The sequence below is a fragment of the Exiguobacterium sp. K1 genome, assembly GCF_033721435.1.
GTDB lineage: Bacteria > Bacillota > Bacilli > Exiguobacteriales > Exiguobacteriaceae > Exiguobacterium_A > Exiguobacterium_A artemiae.
This window is the reverse complement of record NZ_JAOTIT010000008.1, coordinates 53,323-70,084: the sequence shown is the minus strand read 5'-3', so window position 1 is coordinate 70,084 and position 16,762 is coordinate 53,323. Positions and strand designations below refer to the sequence as shown.

Annotated in this window: 14 protein-coding genes; 7 read left to right on the top strand and 7 right to left on the bottom strand. The window is 51.8% G+C overall.

Annotated features, from left to right (window positions below; genetic code table 11):
• Positions 1 to 2: 2 nt before the first annotated feature.
• From N7U64_RS14360 to N7U64_RS14340, 5 genes are read left to right on the top strand one after another with little or no spacing between them, the layout of a single operon-like run.
• Positions 3 to 2,135, top strand: a complete 2,133-nt coding sequence (locus tag N7U64_RS14360) for an alpha-galactosidase (protein ID WP_318930346.1) — start codon at positions 3 to 5, stop codon at positions 2,133 to 2,135.
• A complete protein-coding gene (locus N7U64_RS14355) occupies positions 2,132 to 3,304 on the top strand; it encodes a galactokinase (RefSeq protein WP_318930344.1) in 1,173 nt (390 codons plus the stop codon). The genes N7U64_RS14360 and N7U64_RS14355 overlap by 4 nt, the downstream gene beginning before the upstream one ends.
• Complete coding sequence (gene galE / locus N7U64_RS14350) at positions 3,305 to 4,303, top strand: UDP-glucose 4-epimerase GalE (RefSeq protein WP_318930343.1); 999 nt, start codon at positions 3,305 to 3,307, stop codon at positions 4,301 to 4,303.
• A gap of 20 nt (positions 4,304 to 4,323) precedes the next feature.
• Complete coding sequence (locus N7U64_RS14345; RefSeq protein WP_318930342.1) at positions 4,324 to 5,823, top strand: UDP-glucose--hexose-1-phosphate uridylyltransferase; 1,500 nt, start codon at positions 4,324 to 4,326, stop codon at positions 5,821 to 5,823.
• The gene (locus N7U64_RS14340) at positions 5,820 to 6,839 is read left to right on the top strand and encodes an aldose epimerase family protein (protein WP_318930340.1); all 1,020 of its coding nucleotides are present in this window, start codon (positions 5,820 to 5,822) and stop codon (positions 6,837 to 6,839) included. The genes N7U64_RS14345 and N7U64_RS14340 overlap by 4 nt, the downstream gene beginning before the upstream one ends.
• A 427-nt stretch (positions 6,840 to 7,266) precedes the next feature.
• On the opposite strand, the gene N7U64_RS14335 is transcribed toward N7U64_RS14340, so the two are convergent.
• The 7 genes from N7U64_RS14335 to N7U64_RS14305 form a co-directional block, all read right to left on the bottom strand.
• Entirely contained in the window at positions 7,267 to 7,788 is a 522-nt protein-coding gene (locus N7U64_RS14335) for a methylated-DNA--[protein]-cysteine S-methyltransferase (protein ID WP_318930339.1), read from the bottom strand.
• Positions 7,789 to 7,865: 77 nt separating this feature from the next.
• Positions 7,866 to 9,266 (bottom strand): dihydrolipoyl dehydrogenase family protein, encoded by a 1,401-nt coding sequence (locus N7U64_RS14330; protein WP_318930337.1) that lies wholly within the window; start codon positions 9,264 to 9,266, stop codon positions 7,866 to 7,868.
• Complete coding sequence (locus tag N7U64_RS14325; RefSeq protein WP_318930336.1) at positions 9,267 to 10,481, bottom strand: dihydrolipoamide acetyltransferase family protein; 1,215 nt, start codon at positions 10,479 to 10,481, stop codon at positions 9,267 to 9,269.
• Positions 10,482 to 10,493: 12 nt separating this feature from the next.
• Positions 10,494 to 11,492, bottom strand: a complete 999-nt coding sequence (locus tag N7U64_RS14320; RefSeq protein ID WP_318930335.1) for an alpha-ketoacid dehydrogenase subunit beta — start codon at positions 11,490 to 11,492, stop codon at positions 10,494 to 10,496.
• A gap of 1 nt (position 11,493) precedes the next feature.
• Positions 11,494 to 12,546, bottom strand: a complete 1,053-nt coding sequence (gene pdhA / locus N7U64_RS14315) for a pyruvate dehydrogenase (acetyl-transferring) E1 component subunit alpha (RefSeq protein WP_318930333.1) — start codon at positions 12,544 to 12,546, stop codon at positions 11,494 to 11,496.
• A gap of 14 nt (positions 12,547 to 12,560) precedes the next feature.
• Complete coding sequence (locus N7U64_RS14310; protein WP_318930332.1) at positions 12,561 to 13,703, bottom strand: Glu/Leu/Phe/Val dehydrogenase; 1,143 nt, start codon at positions 13,701 to 13,703, stop codon at positions 12,561 to 12,563.
• Positions 13,704 to 13,746: 43 nt separating this feature from the next.
• Positions 13,747 to 14,142 (bottom strand): thioesterase family protein, encoded by a 396-nt coding sequence (locus tag N7U64_RS14305; protein ID WP_290829436.1) that lies wholly within the window; start codon positions 14,140 to 14,142, stop codon positions 13,747 to 13,749.
• A 325-nt stretch (positions 14,143 to 14,467) separates the two neighbouring features.
• On the opposite strand from N7U64_RS14305, the gene N7U64_RS14300 reads away from it, so the two are divergent.
• Positions 14,468 to 15,763 (top strand): phenylacetate--CoA ligase family protein, encoded by a 1,296-nt coding sequence (locus tag N7U64_RS14300; protein WP_413230443.1) that lies wholly within the window; start codon positions 14,468 to 14,470, stop codon positions 15,761 to 15,763.
• A gap of 17 nt (positions 15,764 to 15,780) precedes the next feature.
• The gene (gene paaA / locus N7U64_RS14295) at positions 15,781 to 16,752 is read left to right on the top strand and encodes a 1,2-phenylacetyl-CoA epoxidase subunit PaaA (RefSeq protein WP_318930330.1); all 972 of its coding nucleotides are present in this window, start codon (positions 15,781 to 15,783) and stop codon (positions 16,750 to 16,752) included.
• Positions 16,753 to 16,762 lie beyond the last annotated feature (10 nt).

Below are 16,762 nucleotides of genomic sequence, written 5' to 3'. Positions count from 1 at the left end.
CCATGGCCATTCTTGAACTGCCGAATCAGCGTTTCGTCCTCGAAGGACAACACGTCGCGCATGTCGTGACAATCGGACAGCACGGCAAAGTGTTGCATACGTATTTTGGAGCGCGTCTGCCGTACCCATCCGACTATGAAGCCTTACCGAATCCGGTCCTGGCACACAGCTCATTTGAATCGCCGGACGGGGTTGCGGTCTATGACTTCATTCCATTTGGTGAGATGGTCTACACAGAACCGACTTTAAAATCAGAACGGGAGGACGGGCAACGAATCAGTCAGTTCGTTTTTGAACGCGCCGAACAATCCGGCAATGGATTGATCTTATGGTTGTTTGATTCGTTACAGGAACTCCGGGTCGGTATCAAATACGACTTGTACGAAACGTACGATATGATCGGGCGATCACTCGTGATTGAAAACACAGGAACACAATCCGTCCGGTTGACGACGGCCCAATCGTTTGCGATGGGGATTTTACAACGACCGGACTTGAACTTACACCACTTCGCGGGAACATGGACCGGTGAATTCCAAAAACAAGTCACACCGCTGACACCGGGACGTAAGACGATTGACAGCCGACGGGGTGTGACGAGTCACCAGGCAAATCCCTGGTTCGCTTTGGAACACGGCGCAACGGAATCAGCCGGCGAAGTCATTTACGGACATTTCGCTTATTCCGGCAACTGGTCGATGCACTTCGAGCAGGATGCCTTCGGATTCGTCCAACTATCGGGCGGGATGAATGAGTTTGATTTCAGCTGGCGACTTGAAGCCGGTCAGCATCTTACGACACCGGAATTTTATATCGGATACGCGGCAGACGGCTTTGCCGGAATGAGTGCCCGCGCCCATGATTTCCAGCGTGACATCATCATGCCGGAATCGGACCGGAACAAGGTCCGGCCTGTGCTCTATAACTCCTGGGAAGCGACCTATTTTGACGTGACGGAACATGGTCAACGGACACTGGTGGATCAAGCCGCTGCCATCGGCTGTGAACTGTTTGTCGTCGATGACGGCTGGTTCGGTGAACGAAACTCCGATCAAGCCGGTCTTGGCGACTGGGTCGTCAATCCGGAGAAGTTTCCGAACGGATTAACGCCGTTGATTGATTATGTGAAACAACAAAACATGTCATTTGGACTTTGGGTCGAACCGGAGATGGTTAATCCGGATTCAAATTTATACCGGACCCATCCTGACTGGATTTATCATAGTCCCGGTGCCCGTCGGACGACATCACGCAATCAGTTTGTCTTGAATCTCGGCTTGCCGGAGGTGGAACAATTCGTATTCCGGATGATGGATGAACTGCTCGCAACCCACGCCATTGATTACATCAAATGGGATATGAACCGTGCGTTTTCGGAACCGGCTCTCCCGGGTGCGACACCGGCAGAACAACAGGAATTATGGAAGCGGCATGTCGATGCGCTGTACCGGATTTTTGACGGATTGCGCGTCCGTCATCCGGAAGTTGATTTTGAAGCGTGTGCCGGAGGCGGCGGACGGATTGATCTCGGAATTCTCAAACGGACGGAACAAGTCTGGACGAGTGACAATACGGATCCACTGGATCGCTTGACAATCCAACACGATTTCTCCTTTGCCTACAATGCGAAGATGATGAGTTGCTGGGTGACGGATGGTCCGAACTGGCTCAACGGTCGGAACTTATCGCTTGCGACACGCTTCGTGTCTTCGATGCAGGGAACGCTCGGCATCGGCGGTAACTTAAGCGAATGGACAACGGAAGAATTGGCGGAAGCGGCGGAATGGATTGCGACGTACAAAACGATTCGGGAAACCGTTCAATTCGGCCGTCAGTACCGGTTGAAAGCGGACCGCGTGACGACCTCGCTGATGCAGTATACATCAAACGATCAAACGGTGATCCTGGCGGTCGCCCCGATGCGTAAACACGGAATCGGTCACTACCGTTTCCGGTTAGCCGGCCTTGAGGAAACCACACTCTATCAGGTTGAAGATCGTCAACTGAGCGGTGCTTATTTGATGCAACAAGGTTTGACCTGGAACTACACGAACGATTATGAAGCACGTTGCCTGCGGATCCAACCGGTTCATCGCAGCATCCCTACATCAGAGTCAAAGGAGCCGATCGTATGACAGACCAGACATTAGAACAGATTTTCGAACAACAATTCGGTCAATCGTCGACCCACCGCTTTTTTGCACCGGGCCGGATTAACTTGATCGGAGAACATACAGATTATAACGGTGGTCATGTCTTTCCGTGTGCCTTGACGCTCGGCACCCATGCGGTCGCCCGAAAACGGGACGATGCGGTCTTTCGGTTTTATTCGCTGAATTTTGAAGATGACGGGATCATTGAAGTCGCAGGTGATGACTTGACGCCTCAATCTGCCCACGGCTGGGCCAACTATGCCAAAGGAATGATTCATGTCTTACGGGAAGCCGGTTACCGGATTGATACAGGGTGCGACATTTTAATTAAAGGTGATATCCCGAATGGTGCCGGATTATCTTCGTCCGCGTCACTCGAACTCGTCATCGGTGTCTTACTCGATAAACTGTACAATCTGGATATCTATCGGATTGACCTCGTTAAATACGGTCAACAGGTCGAAAACCAGTACATCGGCGTCAACAGCGGCATCATGGATCAGTTTGCAATTGGTATGGGCAAAGCAGGATCCGGACTGTTGCTTGACTGTGAGACGCTTGAGTACACGTATGCACCGCTTGATTTGTCCGGTTATACGATCATCATCATGAATACGAACAAACGCCGTGAACTGGCAGATTCAAAATACAATGAACGCCGCTCGGAATGCGAAGCGGCGCTCGCTTATCTGAAACAGTACCGTCCGTATGAAACGCTTGGTCAATGGTCGATGAATGAATTCGAAACGGTTTCGTTTGAGGACGAACGATTGGAACGACGGGCCCGGCATGCGATTTCTGAGAATGAACGGACATTGCAGGCACTGGATGCACTCAAAGAAGACCGGCTCGAAGCATTTGGTCAACTGATGAACGCTTCCCACCGTTCGTTACGGGTCGATTATGAAGTAACGGGGAAAGAACTCGATACATTGGTCGAAGCCGCTTGGGCGCAACCGGGAGTTCTCGGTGCCCGGATGACAGGTGCCGGTTTTGGCGGCTGCGCGATTGCAATCGTTGAAGACGACACAGTGGAAACATTCATGACGGCAGTCGGACACGCGTATGAGACCGAAATCGGTTATCCGGCATCGTTTTATACGGCAACCGTTGGCGATGGAGCACGAGAAGTCGAACAGGAGGTCATCTAAATGGCAGTACTCGTAGTAGGTGGAGCAGGATATATCGGATCACACGCAGTCTATCAACTGGTCGATGCCGGACAAGATGTTGTTGTCATCGATCATTTAAAATCGGGACACCGGGAAGCGGTTCATCCGAAAGCCCGTTTTTACGAAGGGGATATTCGGGATCGTGCTTTCCTTGACACGGTGTTTGAGAAGGAAACCATCGATCAGGTCGTACATTTTGCGGCCTTTTCGTTAGTCGGCGAATCGATGGAGCACCCGCTCGCTTATTTTGATAACAATGTCTACGGCACACAAGTGTTGCTCGAAGCCATGATGGCACATGACGTGAAGCAAATCGTCTTCTCGTCGACAGCTGCGACATACGGTGAACAGGAACAGATGCCGATTCTTGAGACGGCCACGACGAATCCGACGAATGCTTACGGTGAAACGAAGCTGATGATGGAGAAGATGATGCGTTGGTGTGAAACGGCATATGGTCTGAACTATGTCGCGCTCCGCTACTTTAATGTTGCCGGAGCACGCGCAACGGGTGAAATCGGAGAAGATCATACACCGGAAACTCATCTCGTTCCGCTTGTCCTCGAAGTCGCCAACGGTCAGCGGCCGGTGATTTCGATTTACGGTGATGATTATGCGACGGAAGACGGCACGTGTATCCGCGACTACATCCATGTCGAGGATTTAATCGATGCTCATCTGTTGGCACTGGAATATTTAAAACAAGGCAACACGAGTGACGTCTTTAATCTCGGTTCCAGCCGCGGCTTTTCGGTCCGGGAAATCATTGAGGCGGCCCGCCGCGTAACGGGACATGCGATTCCGGAACAGGTGGTCGCACGACGCGCCGGAGACCCGAGTACGTTGATTGCAGGTTCTGATAAAGCGAAAACGGTCCTCGGCTGGACACCGCGCCGGACAGAAATCGACACCATCATTCAAGATGCATGGCGTTGGCATGAACAGCGTCCGCAAGGCTACAAAACACCTGTACGCTAAAGAGAGAGTTAGGAGAGTGAATGGCGATGAATGAACTCATCAAACAATTAACAGAGCAGGCGGTCCGTCAACGGTTAATCGAGCCGGAAGATACGGTCTATGCAAGAAACCGGCTCTTATCCTTGCTCGGGGAAGCTGCATACGTGGATCCGGGAACTGTCGGGACGCGTCCGATTCCTGATCTTTTGGACGAGATGATTGAACGACAGATCACGGCCGGGAAGCTGGCACCGCGTCTGGACGAAAAAGAACGGTTAGCGGCAGAATTGATGGATGTGTTCGTCGATCGCCCGTCTCAGATCACTTCGACTTTCCGTCAGCTGTACGCGGAACATCCGCAACAGGCGACTGACTATTTTTATCAGCTCAGTCAAGCGAATAATTACATCCAGACAAAACGCATCGCTAAAAATATTCAGTATCAGGCGGACACGGTCTACGGGGAAATCGATATTACGATTAACCTGTCAAAACCTGAAAAAGATCCCCGTGAAATTGCGGCAGCCCAGACAGAAGCCGTCGAATCAACGTACCCGACCTGTCTCTTGTGTGTTGAAAACGTCGGCTATGCCGGACGGAGCAATCATCCGGCCCGTGCGAATCACCGGATCGTACCGCTGTCACTCAGTGGCGAATCTTGGGCGTTACAATATTCACCGTACGTCTATTACAACGAACACAGCATCATCCTGTCGCAGGAGCACCGGGATATGGTCATTAACCGCCAAGCCTTTGCGCGATTGCTTGAATTCGTCGCGCAGTTCCCGCATTATTTTGCCGGATCCAATGCTGATCTGCCGATCGTCGGCGGATCGATTTTGACGCATGATCATTATCAGGGCGGCCGGTATGAATTTGCGATGGATCGGGCAAAGACATTACAGAAGTTTGGCTTACCGGATCACCCGGACGTCACCGGTGAAACGTTGCATTGGCCGTTGACGGTCGTTCGTCTGAGCAGTCTAGACGCTTCCGCGTTGCTTAATGCGGCGGACGAGGTCTATCAGACCTGGTTGACATACGAAGATGCCGAGCATGAGATTCTTGCGGCGACGAACGGTGTCCGCCACAATACGGTGACACCGATTGCCCGGATGCGCGGCGGACGCTTTGAACTTGATCTCGTCTTGCGTAACAACCGGACATCGGAAAAACATCCGGACGGCATCTTTCATACGCATGCCGACATTCACCATATCAAACGCGAAAACATCGGTTTGATTGAAGTGATGGGCCTTGCGGTGCTGCCGGCCCGTCTGTTAAATGAACTTGAGCAAGTCGAACAGTTCATCGTAGGGACGGCTGATTCGACGGCTCCGTCGCATCAAGAATGGGCAACGGAATTGAAAGCGGCGTACACCGGACAAGACGTGACGGACTATGTCCGGCAAGCGGTCGCAGCAAAATTTGTCCGCGGACTCGAAGATTGTGGTGTCTTTAAACAGACGCCGGACGGGCAGGCGGGACTTGACCGCTTTCTTGAAACGGTCAGCCGCCAAGTGGCAGGTGATCGACGATGACGAAACAGACAGCATTGATCCGGGAGACGGATCTCATTTGTCACACGCTGACGCAACCGGGAATCGAAGTCGAAATTTGGAACTACGGCGGCATCATCAATGATATCCGCGTTGCAGATCGAAACGGGCGGATGGAGAGTGTCGTCTTAGGTTTTGATACCGTTAAGGAATACCAGGACCACTCCCCGTACTTCGGGGCAATCGTCGGACGGGTCGCAGGACGGATCGGACAAGCGCAGATGGAAGTCGAAGGAACCGTCTATCCGCTCGCGGCAAACGATGGAACCCATCATCTGCACGGAGGAATCCACGGATTTGATCAAGCGCTTTTTGAGGTCGTCGAGGCCGCGACGGATCGCCTTCATCTCCGTCTGTTCAGTCCGGACGGAGCGGAAGGGTATCCCGGCAACGTCACACTCGATGCAGTCTATCAGCTCGAAGGTCTCGTCTTGACGTTGACGATGCACGCGACGACGGATCAGACGACACCGTTAAACCTGACGAATCATACGTACTGGAATTTGTCGGGGAACTTACAACGGGATATCCTCGACCATCAATTGACGATTCCAAGTGAGATGTACTTGCCTGTCGGAGCGGATTTGCTGCCAACCGGTCAGCTGCAGGACGTGACAAGAACACCTCTTGATTTCCGAACGGGACGACTGATTCGAAGCGGAGCGGAATCCGGTCATCCGGAAACGGCAGCCGCAGGGAACGGCTACGATCATCCGTTTCTTTTATCCGGACAGCCGATTCGGTTGGAAGACCCGGTAAGTGGCCGGTCTCTTGAAGTGACAACCAATCAACCCGTCGTCATCCTCTACACCGGGACGCAACTCGAGACGGATTATGAAATCCGCGGTGTCCGTTCCCGTCCTTCACTCGGACTGTGTCTTGAAACGCAGGTTCATCCGAATGCAGTGAATGAACCTAGTTTCCCAGATATTTTGGTTAAACCAAATCAGACCTACCACTGGGAAACGACTTACCGGTTTGGTGTAAATAACGATTGAACCAACGGGATACCCTGGATTATCTTTTTTCATAGCAGGGGCGTCGGAGTAAAATCCGGCGCCTCAGACTGAAGACAAAGTAGCGGTTTTTCTCTTGATCGAGAAGAACCGCTTTTTTGTTCGCTTCGAATCGTTTTCCTGGGACAAGCATCGCGCCGCATCGCTTTGCTGCTGGGTCGCTCCTGCTTGTTTTTCCCTAGGAAGCGATTTCGAGCGAACAAACACTGTTTCTTTCACGCCTTTTCCTCAGGTGAGACACCGGCCAGTTTGCGCTTTTTTCTGTAGGAGTCGCGTGAAGGCGAGTGATTCTTTTTTTTACGGAATCAGGGTGGCGGACTATCATTCCGCCACCCTGATTTTTATAGAGAGTGACTTTTGAGTCAGTCCCTTTTTGTGTATGAACCAAGTGTTTCCCGATATTCTTCAATCACAGGAAAGGGAGTTTCGAGGACGAGACCTGTTCGATCTCTAACAGCTGACGTTTCATGTTCAGACCGCCCCAGTAACCGGTTAAGTCGCCTTTTTTGCCGACGATGCGGTGGCAGGGAACGACAATCAAAACACGATTTTTACTGATGGCGGTTCCGACAGCACGTGTCGCACTAGGCCGGTAAATCTGTTGGGCGATATCTGAATACGTTACCGTCACACCGTATGGAACCTGACATAAAGCCTGCCAAACGTCCAATTGAAAGGGGGTGCCGATCAAATGAAGCGGGAGCGAGAACCGGGTGCGTGTCCCGTCTAAGTATTCGAGGAGTTGTTCTTGATACGGTTGCATGATACGTGGATGCTCAATCAGTTCAGCCCGGGGTAAATGCTTTCGGATCCAGTCGTCAAATAAGTTCGACGGTTCATTTAACGCACCAACATAACAGAGTCCGGTTTCCGATGCCGCAATGGGAAAGGATGTGTCGTTCCAGTTCAACCGTGTAAAGTAGACTTCCATCGTCTAACCTCCTTCGCACTAAAAATCCAAACAACAAACCGGCCGTTACCCAGGAAAAGGAACGGTCCGGTTGCAACTTACGACTTCGTTAAGACATCCTGCTGACGAGGCGGTAAATGGATCGCCTGTCCGAGCAAAGCTTCGACGGCTTCCGTAAAGGCTTCGTTCCGACTTGGATGCGGCATGACCGGGAAGCGGACGTCTTCTTCTTTCGCATGCAGTTCAAGAGTTTGAGCAAAGACACCGGCCAGTTCGATCGCACCTTCGCCGATCATATGAATACCGAGGATGAGACTGGTCGTCGCATCGGAAATCACTTTGATGAACCCGCTGCCTCCTTCGATGGTCGTCGCTCCATTGGCGTTAAGTGCGAACTGCGCGGTCCGGAACGAATGACCGGCGTCTGTCGCCGTTTGTTCCGTCAAGCCGATCGAGACAATGGGCGGAAGGGAGCGGATGATGGTCGGATAATAGGGAACCGTCGTATCAGCCGACTGTCCGCTCAGATGTTCAGCGGTCCGTTTTGCCTCGTGGATGGCACGTGTTGCAATAGCGGGACCGGGTGTCACATCGCCGATGGCATAAATGTGAGGACGGTTCGTCTGTCCGAATGGATCGACGGGAATCGTTCCGTCTTCTGCTAACGTCACACCGATTCGTTCAAGCCCAAGCTCCAACGTATGCGGAACCCGGGGTAACGAGTGAAACAGGAAAGAAGCGGACCAGGTCGTTTCCTGCCCCTGTTTGACAACAGTCACGGTCACGTCCTCCTGAGCTTCGATTGCCGTGACGGTACCGGTGACCAACTGGATTTTTTGTTTTTTAAAGAGACGCCGCAACTCTTTGTCGAGACTCGGATCAAAATCGAATGCATCTGCAATCAGTGTGACTGACGTCCCGAGGGCTTGAAAATTCATGGCGGCTTCAATCGCGATATAGTCCTGTCCGATGATGACGAGACGTTCGGGTAACTCGGTCAATTGATATAACTGTTCGGCATTCAGTACGGAAGGGGCATCTTGCTTGATGCTGTGACTGCCGGTCGCAATCACGACATCGTTAAACCGGTACGTATCAAACTGATGCCCGAGCTCGACACCGATCCGGTCATCCGCCAAGAAGGAAGCCGTTCCGTGAACGACTTCAATTGCGTTGGCCTGACAGAGCGCTTCGACTCCGGTTCGTAATTGACGGATGGTCCGTTCCCGGTACTCGACCAATTGACTGAAATCATGTGTCGGATGAAACGAGAAGCCGAGAGCAGTCATATGTTTCGTTTGCAGTTTGACTTCTGCGGCATGAGCAACGACTTTAGACGGAATACACCCTTTGTTCAAACAAAGTCCGCCGATTTGTGCCTGTTCAATCAAAGTGACGGTCCGGCCCAGTTGACTGGCACGGATCGCAGCGGTGTAACCGGCTGGACCACCGCCAAGAATCACTAAATCACGTTCTTGCGTCAGTTCACCTACGACCATTTAAATCAGCTCCATCAATAAAGTAGTGGGGTGTTCGATCAATCCGGCGAACCGATTCGTAAAAGCAACGGCCGTTGCGCCGTCGGCGACGCGGTGATCAAAGGACATCGAGAGATTCATCATCGAACGGATGACGATTTGATCGTGGTCGTCAACACAGACCCGTTTTTTTGTTTTATGGAAAGCAATCAAAGCAGTTTCCGGATAGTTGATGATTGGCGTCGCTCCCGTACTTCCGAGGGGACCGACATTACTCATCGTGAACGTGCTTGGTTTCAGGTCTGCAGCGCGTAAATCGCCTGTCTTGGCACGGGCCGACAGTTCTGCGACACGCGTGTGCAACTGTTGCATCGTCAATTTGTCAGCGTCACGGACGACCGGCACAATCAGTCCATCTGCCGTCTCGGTTGCGACGCCGATATGAAACTGTTGCTCGAGAATGATCTGTTCGTTGGCCTCATCAAGTTTAGCGTTAAAGACCGGGAAGTCTTTCAGTGCGACGATCAAGGCTTTAATGAAAAAGGCGTTGACGCTGATCGGTTTACCGGCCGTCTTTAATTCTTCGCGTAAGGCGAGCAGGCGGGTCATATCGACTTCTTCGAAATGCGTGACATGCGGAATCGTAAAGAGCGACTGTGTCATTTTTTTAGCGATCTGCTTCCGGATGCCTCGGAACGGAATCGTTTCGACCGGGTTAGCGGAAAGTGTACTTGTCTGTTCGACGACATCGGTTTTCTCGACGGAAGTATCGGCATCAAGGAACCGCCGGACATCTTCCTCTGTCACACGACCTGACGGATCGGAAGGCGGAACTTGTTCCAAATCAATTCCATGATCACGTGCGATTTTACGCGTGTACGGTGTAGCCAAGACACGCCGATTATTTGACGGAACAGCCGGTGTGACAACAGGCGGCCGGACTTTGATTTGTTCCGTCGTCTGCTGGATCGGTTGTTCCGCAGTTACGGCCGTTTCTGTTTCAAGGGCTTCAATCAATAATAGGACCGTACCGACCGAGACGGTTTGACCGACAGGGATGATGAGGTCCGTAACGACACCGGAAACCGGTGCCGGTAATTCAGCGACCATTTTATCGGTCGACACTTCGACGACAGGCTGATCAATTGTGACACGATCCCCAACCCGGACCAAATAGTTCGCGATTTCACCTTCCGTCATCCCTTCACCGACGTCATGCAGCTTTACTTCAATCATCACGTTCACTCCTTAAAAATCGACCGTACGCTGGATCGCTTCAAGCACACGCGTCGGCGTCGGGATGTAATGGTCCTCCAGGGCGAATAATGGAACAGGAACGTCGAACCCGGTGACGCGGGCAACCGGTGCCCGTAAATATAAGAACGAAGTATCGTTGATCAGCGCAAGCAGATCATTTCCAAGACCACCCGTTGCCTGGGCTTCATGAATGATCACGGCCCGGCCGGTTTTTTGGACCGATGCTGAAATCGTTTCACGATCCAGCGGATAAAGGGTCCGTAAATCAATCACTTCACAGGAGATACCACGGGTCGCGGCTTCCGTCGCGGCTTTTTGTGCGACTTGAACCATTGCTCCCCAGGTAATCAGGGTCACGTCCTGCCCTTCGGTGATGCAGTTGGCTTTACCGATTTCAATCGTATACGCTTCACTCGGAACCGGCTCCTTAAAGGCCCGGTAACTCCGCATCGACTCGAGGAACAGGACCGGGTCCGGATCTTCAATGGCGGCAATCAATAATCCTTTCGCATCATACGGCGTCGAAGGGCAGACGACTTTCAGGCCGGGCATCGAAGTAAACAGCGCTTCCGTACTGTCGGAATGGATTTCCGGTGCCCGAATGCCGGCGCCATAAGGTGCACGGATGACCATCGGTACACCGTAACGTCCCATTGTCCGCATCCGGATCCGTGAGACGTGGGTCATGATCTGTTCGTAAGCAGGATAGATAAAACCGAGAAATTGGATTTCGACAATCGGCTTAAATCCGTTGACCGCGAGACCGATCGATGTTCCGACAATGCCCGCTTCACTGAGCGGCGTATCGATGATCCGGTCTTCCCCGAACTCTTCCTGCAAACCGTCCGTTGCCCGGAAGACACCGCCGTTTTTTCCGACATCTTCTCCGAGTACGAGCGTCGTCTCATCGTCCGTCAGTTTTGTCCGTAAAGCATCGGTGACAGCCTGGACGAGCGTCATCTCTGTTTGCCGATTGATAGGTGTCGCCATGTCAATTCCCCCTTGCAGTCAGATAATCCGTTTTTTGACGGACTAAATCGTCCGGTAATGTTGCAAACGTATGGTCAAATAAATCATTGACGTCAGGCGGCGGGAAGGATTCCATCGTCTTGACGGCGGCTTCGACTTCTTCCTGATGACGGGACCGAATCGTTTCGATCTCCTGCTCATCATAAAAGCCCTGTTCTTTCATGAATGCTTCTAGTCGCTCGAGAGGATCCACTCGGTCCCGGGAGCGTTCCTGATCGCGGTATTTCGACGGATCGTCCGCAGTCGTATGGGCACCGAAGCGCCACGTGACGGCTTCGATCAATGTCGGACCGCCACCGGAACGAGCCCGCTCTAGTGCTTTTTGCATCGTGAAATACACGGCGAACACGTCATTGCCGTCAATCCGTACACTTGGCATACCGTATGCCAATGCTTTTTGGGCAATCGTTTCCGAATGCATCTGTTTTTGAATCGGGACGGAAATCGCATAGCCGTTGTTTTGATTAAACAGGATGACCGGAGCCTGGAAAACGCTGGCGAAGTTCATACCTTCATGAAAATCACCTTCCGACGTCGCTCCGTCGCCAAAGTAAGCGACAGCGACTTGTGTCGATCCTTTTCGTTTTTCCGCCCAGGCCGCACCGACGGCATGCGGAATTTGTGTGGCGATCGGAACAGCGGGCGGGAAGATATGCAGCTCATCCGTCGGCACACAGCCTTCGACGCGCCCGTTCCAATATAAGAACGTCCGGACCATATCGGCGCCAAACGTCAGTGTCGCTCCGTGATCCCGGTAGGTCGGGAAGACCCAGTCTTTGTCCTGCAACGCATAAGCACTGCCGACCTGTGCCGCTTCCTGTCCTTCGAACGGCGCATAGGTGCCGAGCCGTCCTTGACGTTGGAGATTGATCGCTTTCCGGTCAAACGTCCGAATTCGGTTCATATGTGTGAACAGGGCGAGGCTCAAGTCTTTTGTCAGCAAATCGGTTTTAGATGTATCGATCAAGTGTCCCGCATCATCAAGGATCCGGTAAATCGGAAATTCGGTTTCCATTGGTGTCACCTCCATTAGTCGTTACGGATGTTCCATTTCGGTTTGATCGTATTCGTAAAGATGTTGTTATGACGGGAACGGATCTGAATCCGTTTGTTGCACATCCGGTTGGCGGCTTCGAGTGTCGTGATCGATTCTGCATGCGACTCGTTAAACACTTCGAGCACCGCATCATAGATATGTTTCGTTTTTAACAGGACACGTTCATGGTTCGCCCCGTACAGTTCGTCGGCGACTTGAATCAGACCGCCGCCGTTGACGATATAATCGGGCGCATATAAAATGCCGCGTTGCTGTAATTCGAGTGCCAGCGCATCGTCGGCCAGCTGGTTGTTGGCCGACCCGCAGATGGCTTTACACTGCAACTGTCCGATATTCGCCGCCTGGATGACACCGCCATAGGCGCACGGGACAAAGATATCCGCATCCGTCAGGTGAATTTCATGAGCGGAAATGACACGAACCGTTCCCGGTGTTTTTTCCGCCTGCTCGACGAGAGCAGCGAGAACGGCTTCGTTCAAATCGGATACATACAGATTCGCGCCGGCGGATAATAACTGTTCGGCGACTTTATAGCCGACTTTTCCAAGTCCCTGGACGGCATAACTGGCCCGGCTCAAGTCATCGGATCCGTATAAGGTTTCGACAGTTGCCCGTAAACCGTAAATGACACCTTCTGCCGTCGGAATCGATGAATCGCCGCTGCCGCCGAATGCTTCCGGAATCCCGACGATCCGTGACGTTTCGCGGCTGGCATGCACGAAATCATCCATCGTCGTGCCCATGTCCGTTCCGGTATAAAACCGTCCGCCGAGCGAATCGACGAATCGTCCGAAAGCACGGAACAATTCAGGTGTTTTGTCCGTCGCCGGATTGCCGATGATGACGGCTTTTCCGCCGCCGAAATCGACGTCGGCTGCGGCGCATTTATACGTCATGCCGCGTGACAGCCGCAAGGCATCGTCGAGTGCTTCGTCGACGGTCGAATACGGTGCCATCCGGCAACCACCGAGGGCAGGGCCGAGTGTCGTATCATGAATGGCGATAATCGCTTGCAGACCGGACACGGGATCGTTACAAAAAACGACCTGCTCGTGACCTGAGATTTTTTCCATGATCGATAGCGATGGATTTGTGGATGGGTTCAACATGTTCATAAAAACATCCTCCTGACTTTAGTAAGCGCTTTCATTTTTAAGTTCAAAAAACATGCGGCGTCAACTTTTCCTGAATCAGCTGCTTATTTAAGATAATCTGTTTGACTTCCCCAAGACCGATGACACGATTGCCGTGTCTGACTTCGACTTTTGCCAATACGCGGCCGGGTGTGAGTTCGCTGACAACGGCTTCAATCCGGATATTCGATCCGAGTGTCGCCATTCCTACATGCTTTAAGGAAACAGATCCACCGACACCTTCCTCCTGTTCTTCCAGATAAGGAAGGATGAGTTTTCGGGCGGCCCATTCCATATGATAGACCATCGAGACGGTCGAATAGGCGGGATGGACAACCACACCCTCAAACTGTGCAAACATTTCTTCTGTGACAGTCGTCTCGATCACCGCAGAGTCGCCGAGCGACAAACCGTTTTTCACGTCGATTCCCCCTTACCCCTGACCAGAGCTGGTCTTACCAAAAACAGTATAACACTTGTCACACGATATTTTATCAATCAGTTACAAAATGAGCAAACAATTTCAGGAATATTTTCCAAAAAGAAATATCTTTTTTTGAGTTTCTCTATAGGAAAGGTCTTTATTCACATATTTAATCGAAATAAAGACGGATCTTAAGAAAGTTGGGAGCTTTTAACAAAATGAAGGATTGACAACATTGTGAACGTATCGTAGTTTAATGGTATAACCATTTTAAAACGAACGTTTATTTATTGTGTTATATAGACGCGGGAAGGGGTGCCACTTGTATAACGAAATCCTGGAAACGATGGAAGCGGAAGAACGGACCCGCTTACAACTGACAAGTCTACGAGAGACCGTTCGTCATGTGATGAAACATGTTCCGTTTTATCAAACCCGCTTCAAGGAACGGGGACTTGATGCCGAAGCACTGCAAACGATGGCAGACATCCAAAAGTTGCCGTTCACGTATAAAAGTGACCTTCGGGAACAGTATCCGTTCGGATTGTTTGCCGTTCCGCCGCATGAAGCGGTCCGGATTCATGCTTCCTCCGGAACAAGCGGAAAACCAACCGTCGTCGGTTATACACAAAGTGACCTCGATGACTGGTCGACCGCTGTTGCACGTGGTCTGGTCGCCATCGGTGCTGAAAAAACCGATTTGTTGCACAACGCCTACGGCTACGGTCTGTTCACCGGCGGACTTGGCTTGCACAGCGGAGCTGAACAGCTGGGAATGACGATTGTTCCCGTGTCCGGCGGTAATACGGATCGGCAAATCACATTGATTGAAGATTTTCAGCCGCGCGGAATTTGCGGAACACCTTCTTATATGTTGCATCTTGCGGAACGGATGGAAGAGAAGGGTCTCGATCCGAAGATGAGCAGCCTCCGGTACGGGATTTTCGGAGCCGAGCCATGGTCGGAAGAGCTGCGGCAGACCCTCGAAGACAAGTGGGGGATTCGGGCATTTGACATCTATGGTCTCAGCGAAATCATGGGTCCGGGTGTCGCGATGGAATGTCAGGAACAAAATGGATTGCATCTGATGGATGATTTGTTCATCACAGAAGTCATTGATCCCGTAACGGGCGAACCGCTACCAGAAGGAATGGTCGGGGAACTCGTTTTTACAAGCTTAAAAAAGAAAGCGCTTCCAATCATCCGGTACCGGACCGGGGATTTGGCATCCGTGACGACAGAAGTCTGTGCCTGCGGCCGGACGACGACCCGGATGTCACGGGTCAAAGGACGAACGGACGACATGATGATTATCCGGGGCGTCAATGTTTTCCCGTCCGAAATCGAACGGGTGCTGTTGCAACAACCGGGTGTCACACCGCACTATCAAATTCACCGGATTCAACGGGCCGGACTTGAAGCACTGGAACTGCACATCGAGCTCGAAGCTGGGACGGTTACCGAAGAGCTGAAGCGGGTCATCTGTCATGCGATGAAAACAGAATGTCTGATATCAGTGGATCTGATTTGTCACCCGCCATATGGACTTCCGCGGTCTGAAGGCAAGGCCGTCCGAATCATCGACCGTCGCACAGAGTCTGAGAAGAAGTTTGTTTAAGCAAAGGAGGAAATGAAATGTACGATGCGACGCATCTTTTTGAACCACCGGTCATGACCGAAGAGGAAAAATTAGAACGATTTAAAAAACGGATCGAAAACGGGGAAAAAATTGAAGCCGACGACTGGATGCCTGATTTCTACCGGGACACGCTGATCAAATTGATTTCGATGCACGGCATCAGTGAAATCATGGGCGCCTTACCGGAAAAAGAATGGGTGCCGAAAGCGCCATCCTTACGCCGGAAACTCGGTATCATGGCAAAAGTCCAGGATGAGATGGGGCACGGTCAACTCCTGCTTCGGGTCGTTGAGGACTTGATGAAACCGTACGGAAAAACACGGGCGGATCTGATGGATGACTTATTCACGGGACGTCTTAAATTCCATAACGTCTTCCATATGCCGACCCGTTCCTGGGCAGACGCCGGGACAATCGGCTGGCTCGTCGACGGGGCAGCAATCATTACCCAGACGAACATGCTCGGAGCTTCCTACGGACCGTATGCACGGGCGTTGCAAAGGATTTGTGCCGAAGAAGTGTTCCATGCCCAGCACGGCGAATCGATCATCATGGCTCTGGCAGAAGGGACACCGGAACAAAAAGCAATGATTCAGGAATCGCTGGACGAGTGGTGGGAATCCCTGTTGATGTTCTTCGGTCCGGCATCAAAAGAAACGACCGGTACGTCCAAACAGGACGTGACGATCGCTTATAAAATCCGGACGAAGACAAACGAAGAGTTGCGGCAAAATTTCTTTACGAAATATGTTCCCCGTATCCGTTCGCTTGGTCTCATCATTCCGGATCCGACATTACGGTTTGATGAGGAAACCGGACAATGGATTTACGCCCAGCCGGACTGGACGGAATTCAAGAAAATCATTCAGGGCGGCGGTCCCCGTTCGAAGGAACGGCTCGCCTTACGCCAAACTTCATATCAAAACAATGCCTGGGTGCGCGAGGCACTTGCTGAGACGATCGGCTGAAGGAGGAAAG

What these genes read in the sequence shown, in the direction of transcription:
- N7U64_RS14360 (WP_318930346.1), top strand. Translation starts at nt 3, where the DNA reads ATGGCCATTCTTGAACTGCCGAATCAGCGTTTCGTCCTCGAAGGACAA.
- N7U64_RS14355 (WP_318930344.1), top strand. Translation starts at nt 2,132, where the DNA reads ATGACAGACCAGACATTAGAACAGATTTTCGAACAACAATTCGGTCAA.
- galE (WP_318930343.1), top strand. Translation starts at nt 3,305, where the DNA reads ATGGCAGTACTCGTAGTAGGTGGAGCAGGATATATCGGATCACACGCA.
- N7U64_RS14345 (WP_318930342.1), top strand. Translation starts at nt 4,324, where the DNA reads ATGGCGATGAATGAACTCATCAAACAATTAACAGAGCAGGCGGTCCGT.
- N7U64_RS14340 (WP_318930340.1), top strand. Translation starts at nt 5,820, where the DNA reads ATGACGAAACAGACAGCATTGATCCGGGAGACGGATCTCATTTGTCAC.
- N7U64_RS14335 (WP_318930339.1), bottom strand. Translation starts at nt 7,788, where the DNA reads ATGGAAGTCTACTTTACACGGTTGAACTGGAACGACACATCCTTTCCC.
- N7U64_RS14330 (WP_318930337.1), bottom strand. Translation starts at nt 9,266, where the DNA reads ATGGTCGTAGGTGAACTGACGCAAGAACGTGATTTAGTGATTCTTGGC.
- N7U64_RS14325 (WP_318930336.1), bottom strand. Translation starts at nt 10,481, where the DNA reads ATGATTGAAGTAAAGCTGCATGACGTCGGTGAAGGGATGACGGAAGGT.
- N7U64_RS14320 (WP_318930335.1), bottom strand. Translation starts at nt 11,492, where the DNA reads ATGGCGACACCTATCAATCGGCAAACAGAGATGACGCTCGTCCAGGCT.
- pdhA (WP_318930333.1), bottom strand. Translation starts at nt 12,546, where the DNA reads ATGGAAACCGAATTTCCGATTTACCGGATCCTTGATGATGCGGGACAC.
- N7U64_RS14310 (WP_318930332.1), bottom strand. Translation starts at nt 13,703, where the DNA reads ATGAACATGTTGAACCCATCCACAAATCCATCGCTATCGATCATGGAA.
- paaA (WP_318930330.1), top strand. Translation starts at nt 15,781, where the DNA reads ATGTACGATGCGACGCATCTTTTTGAACCACCGGTCATGACCGAAGAG.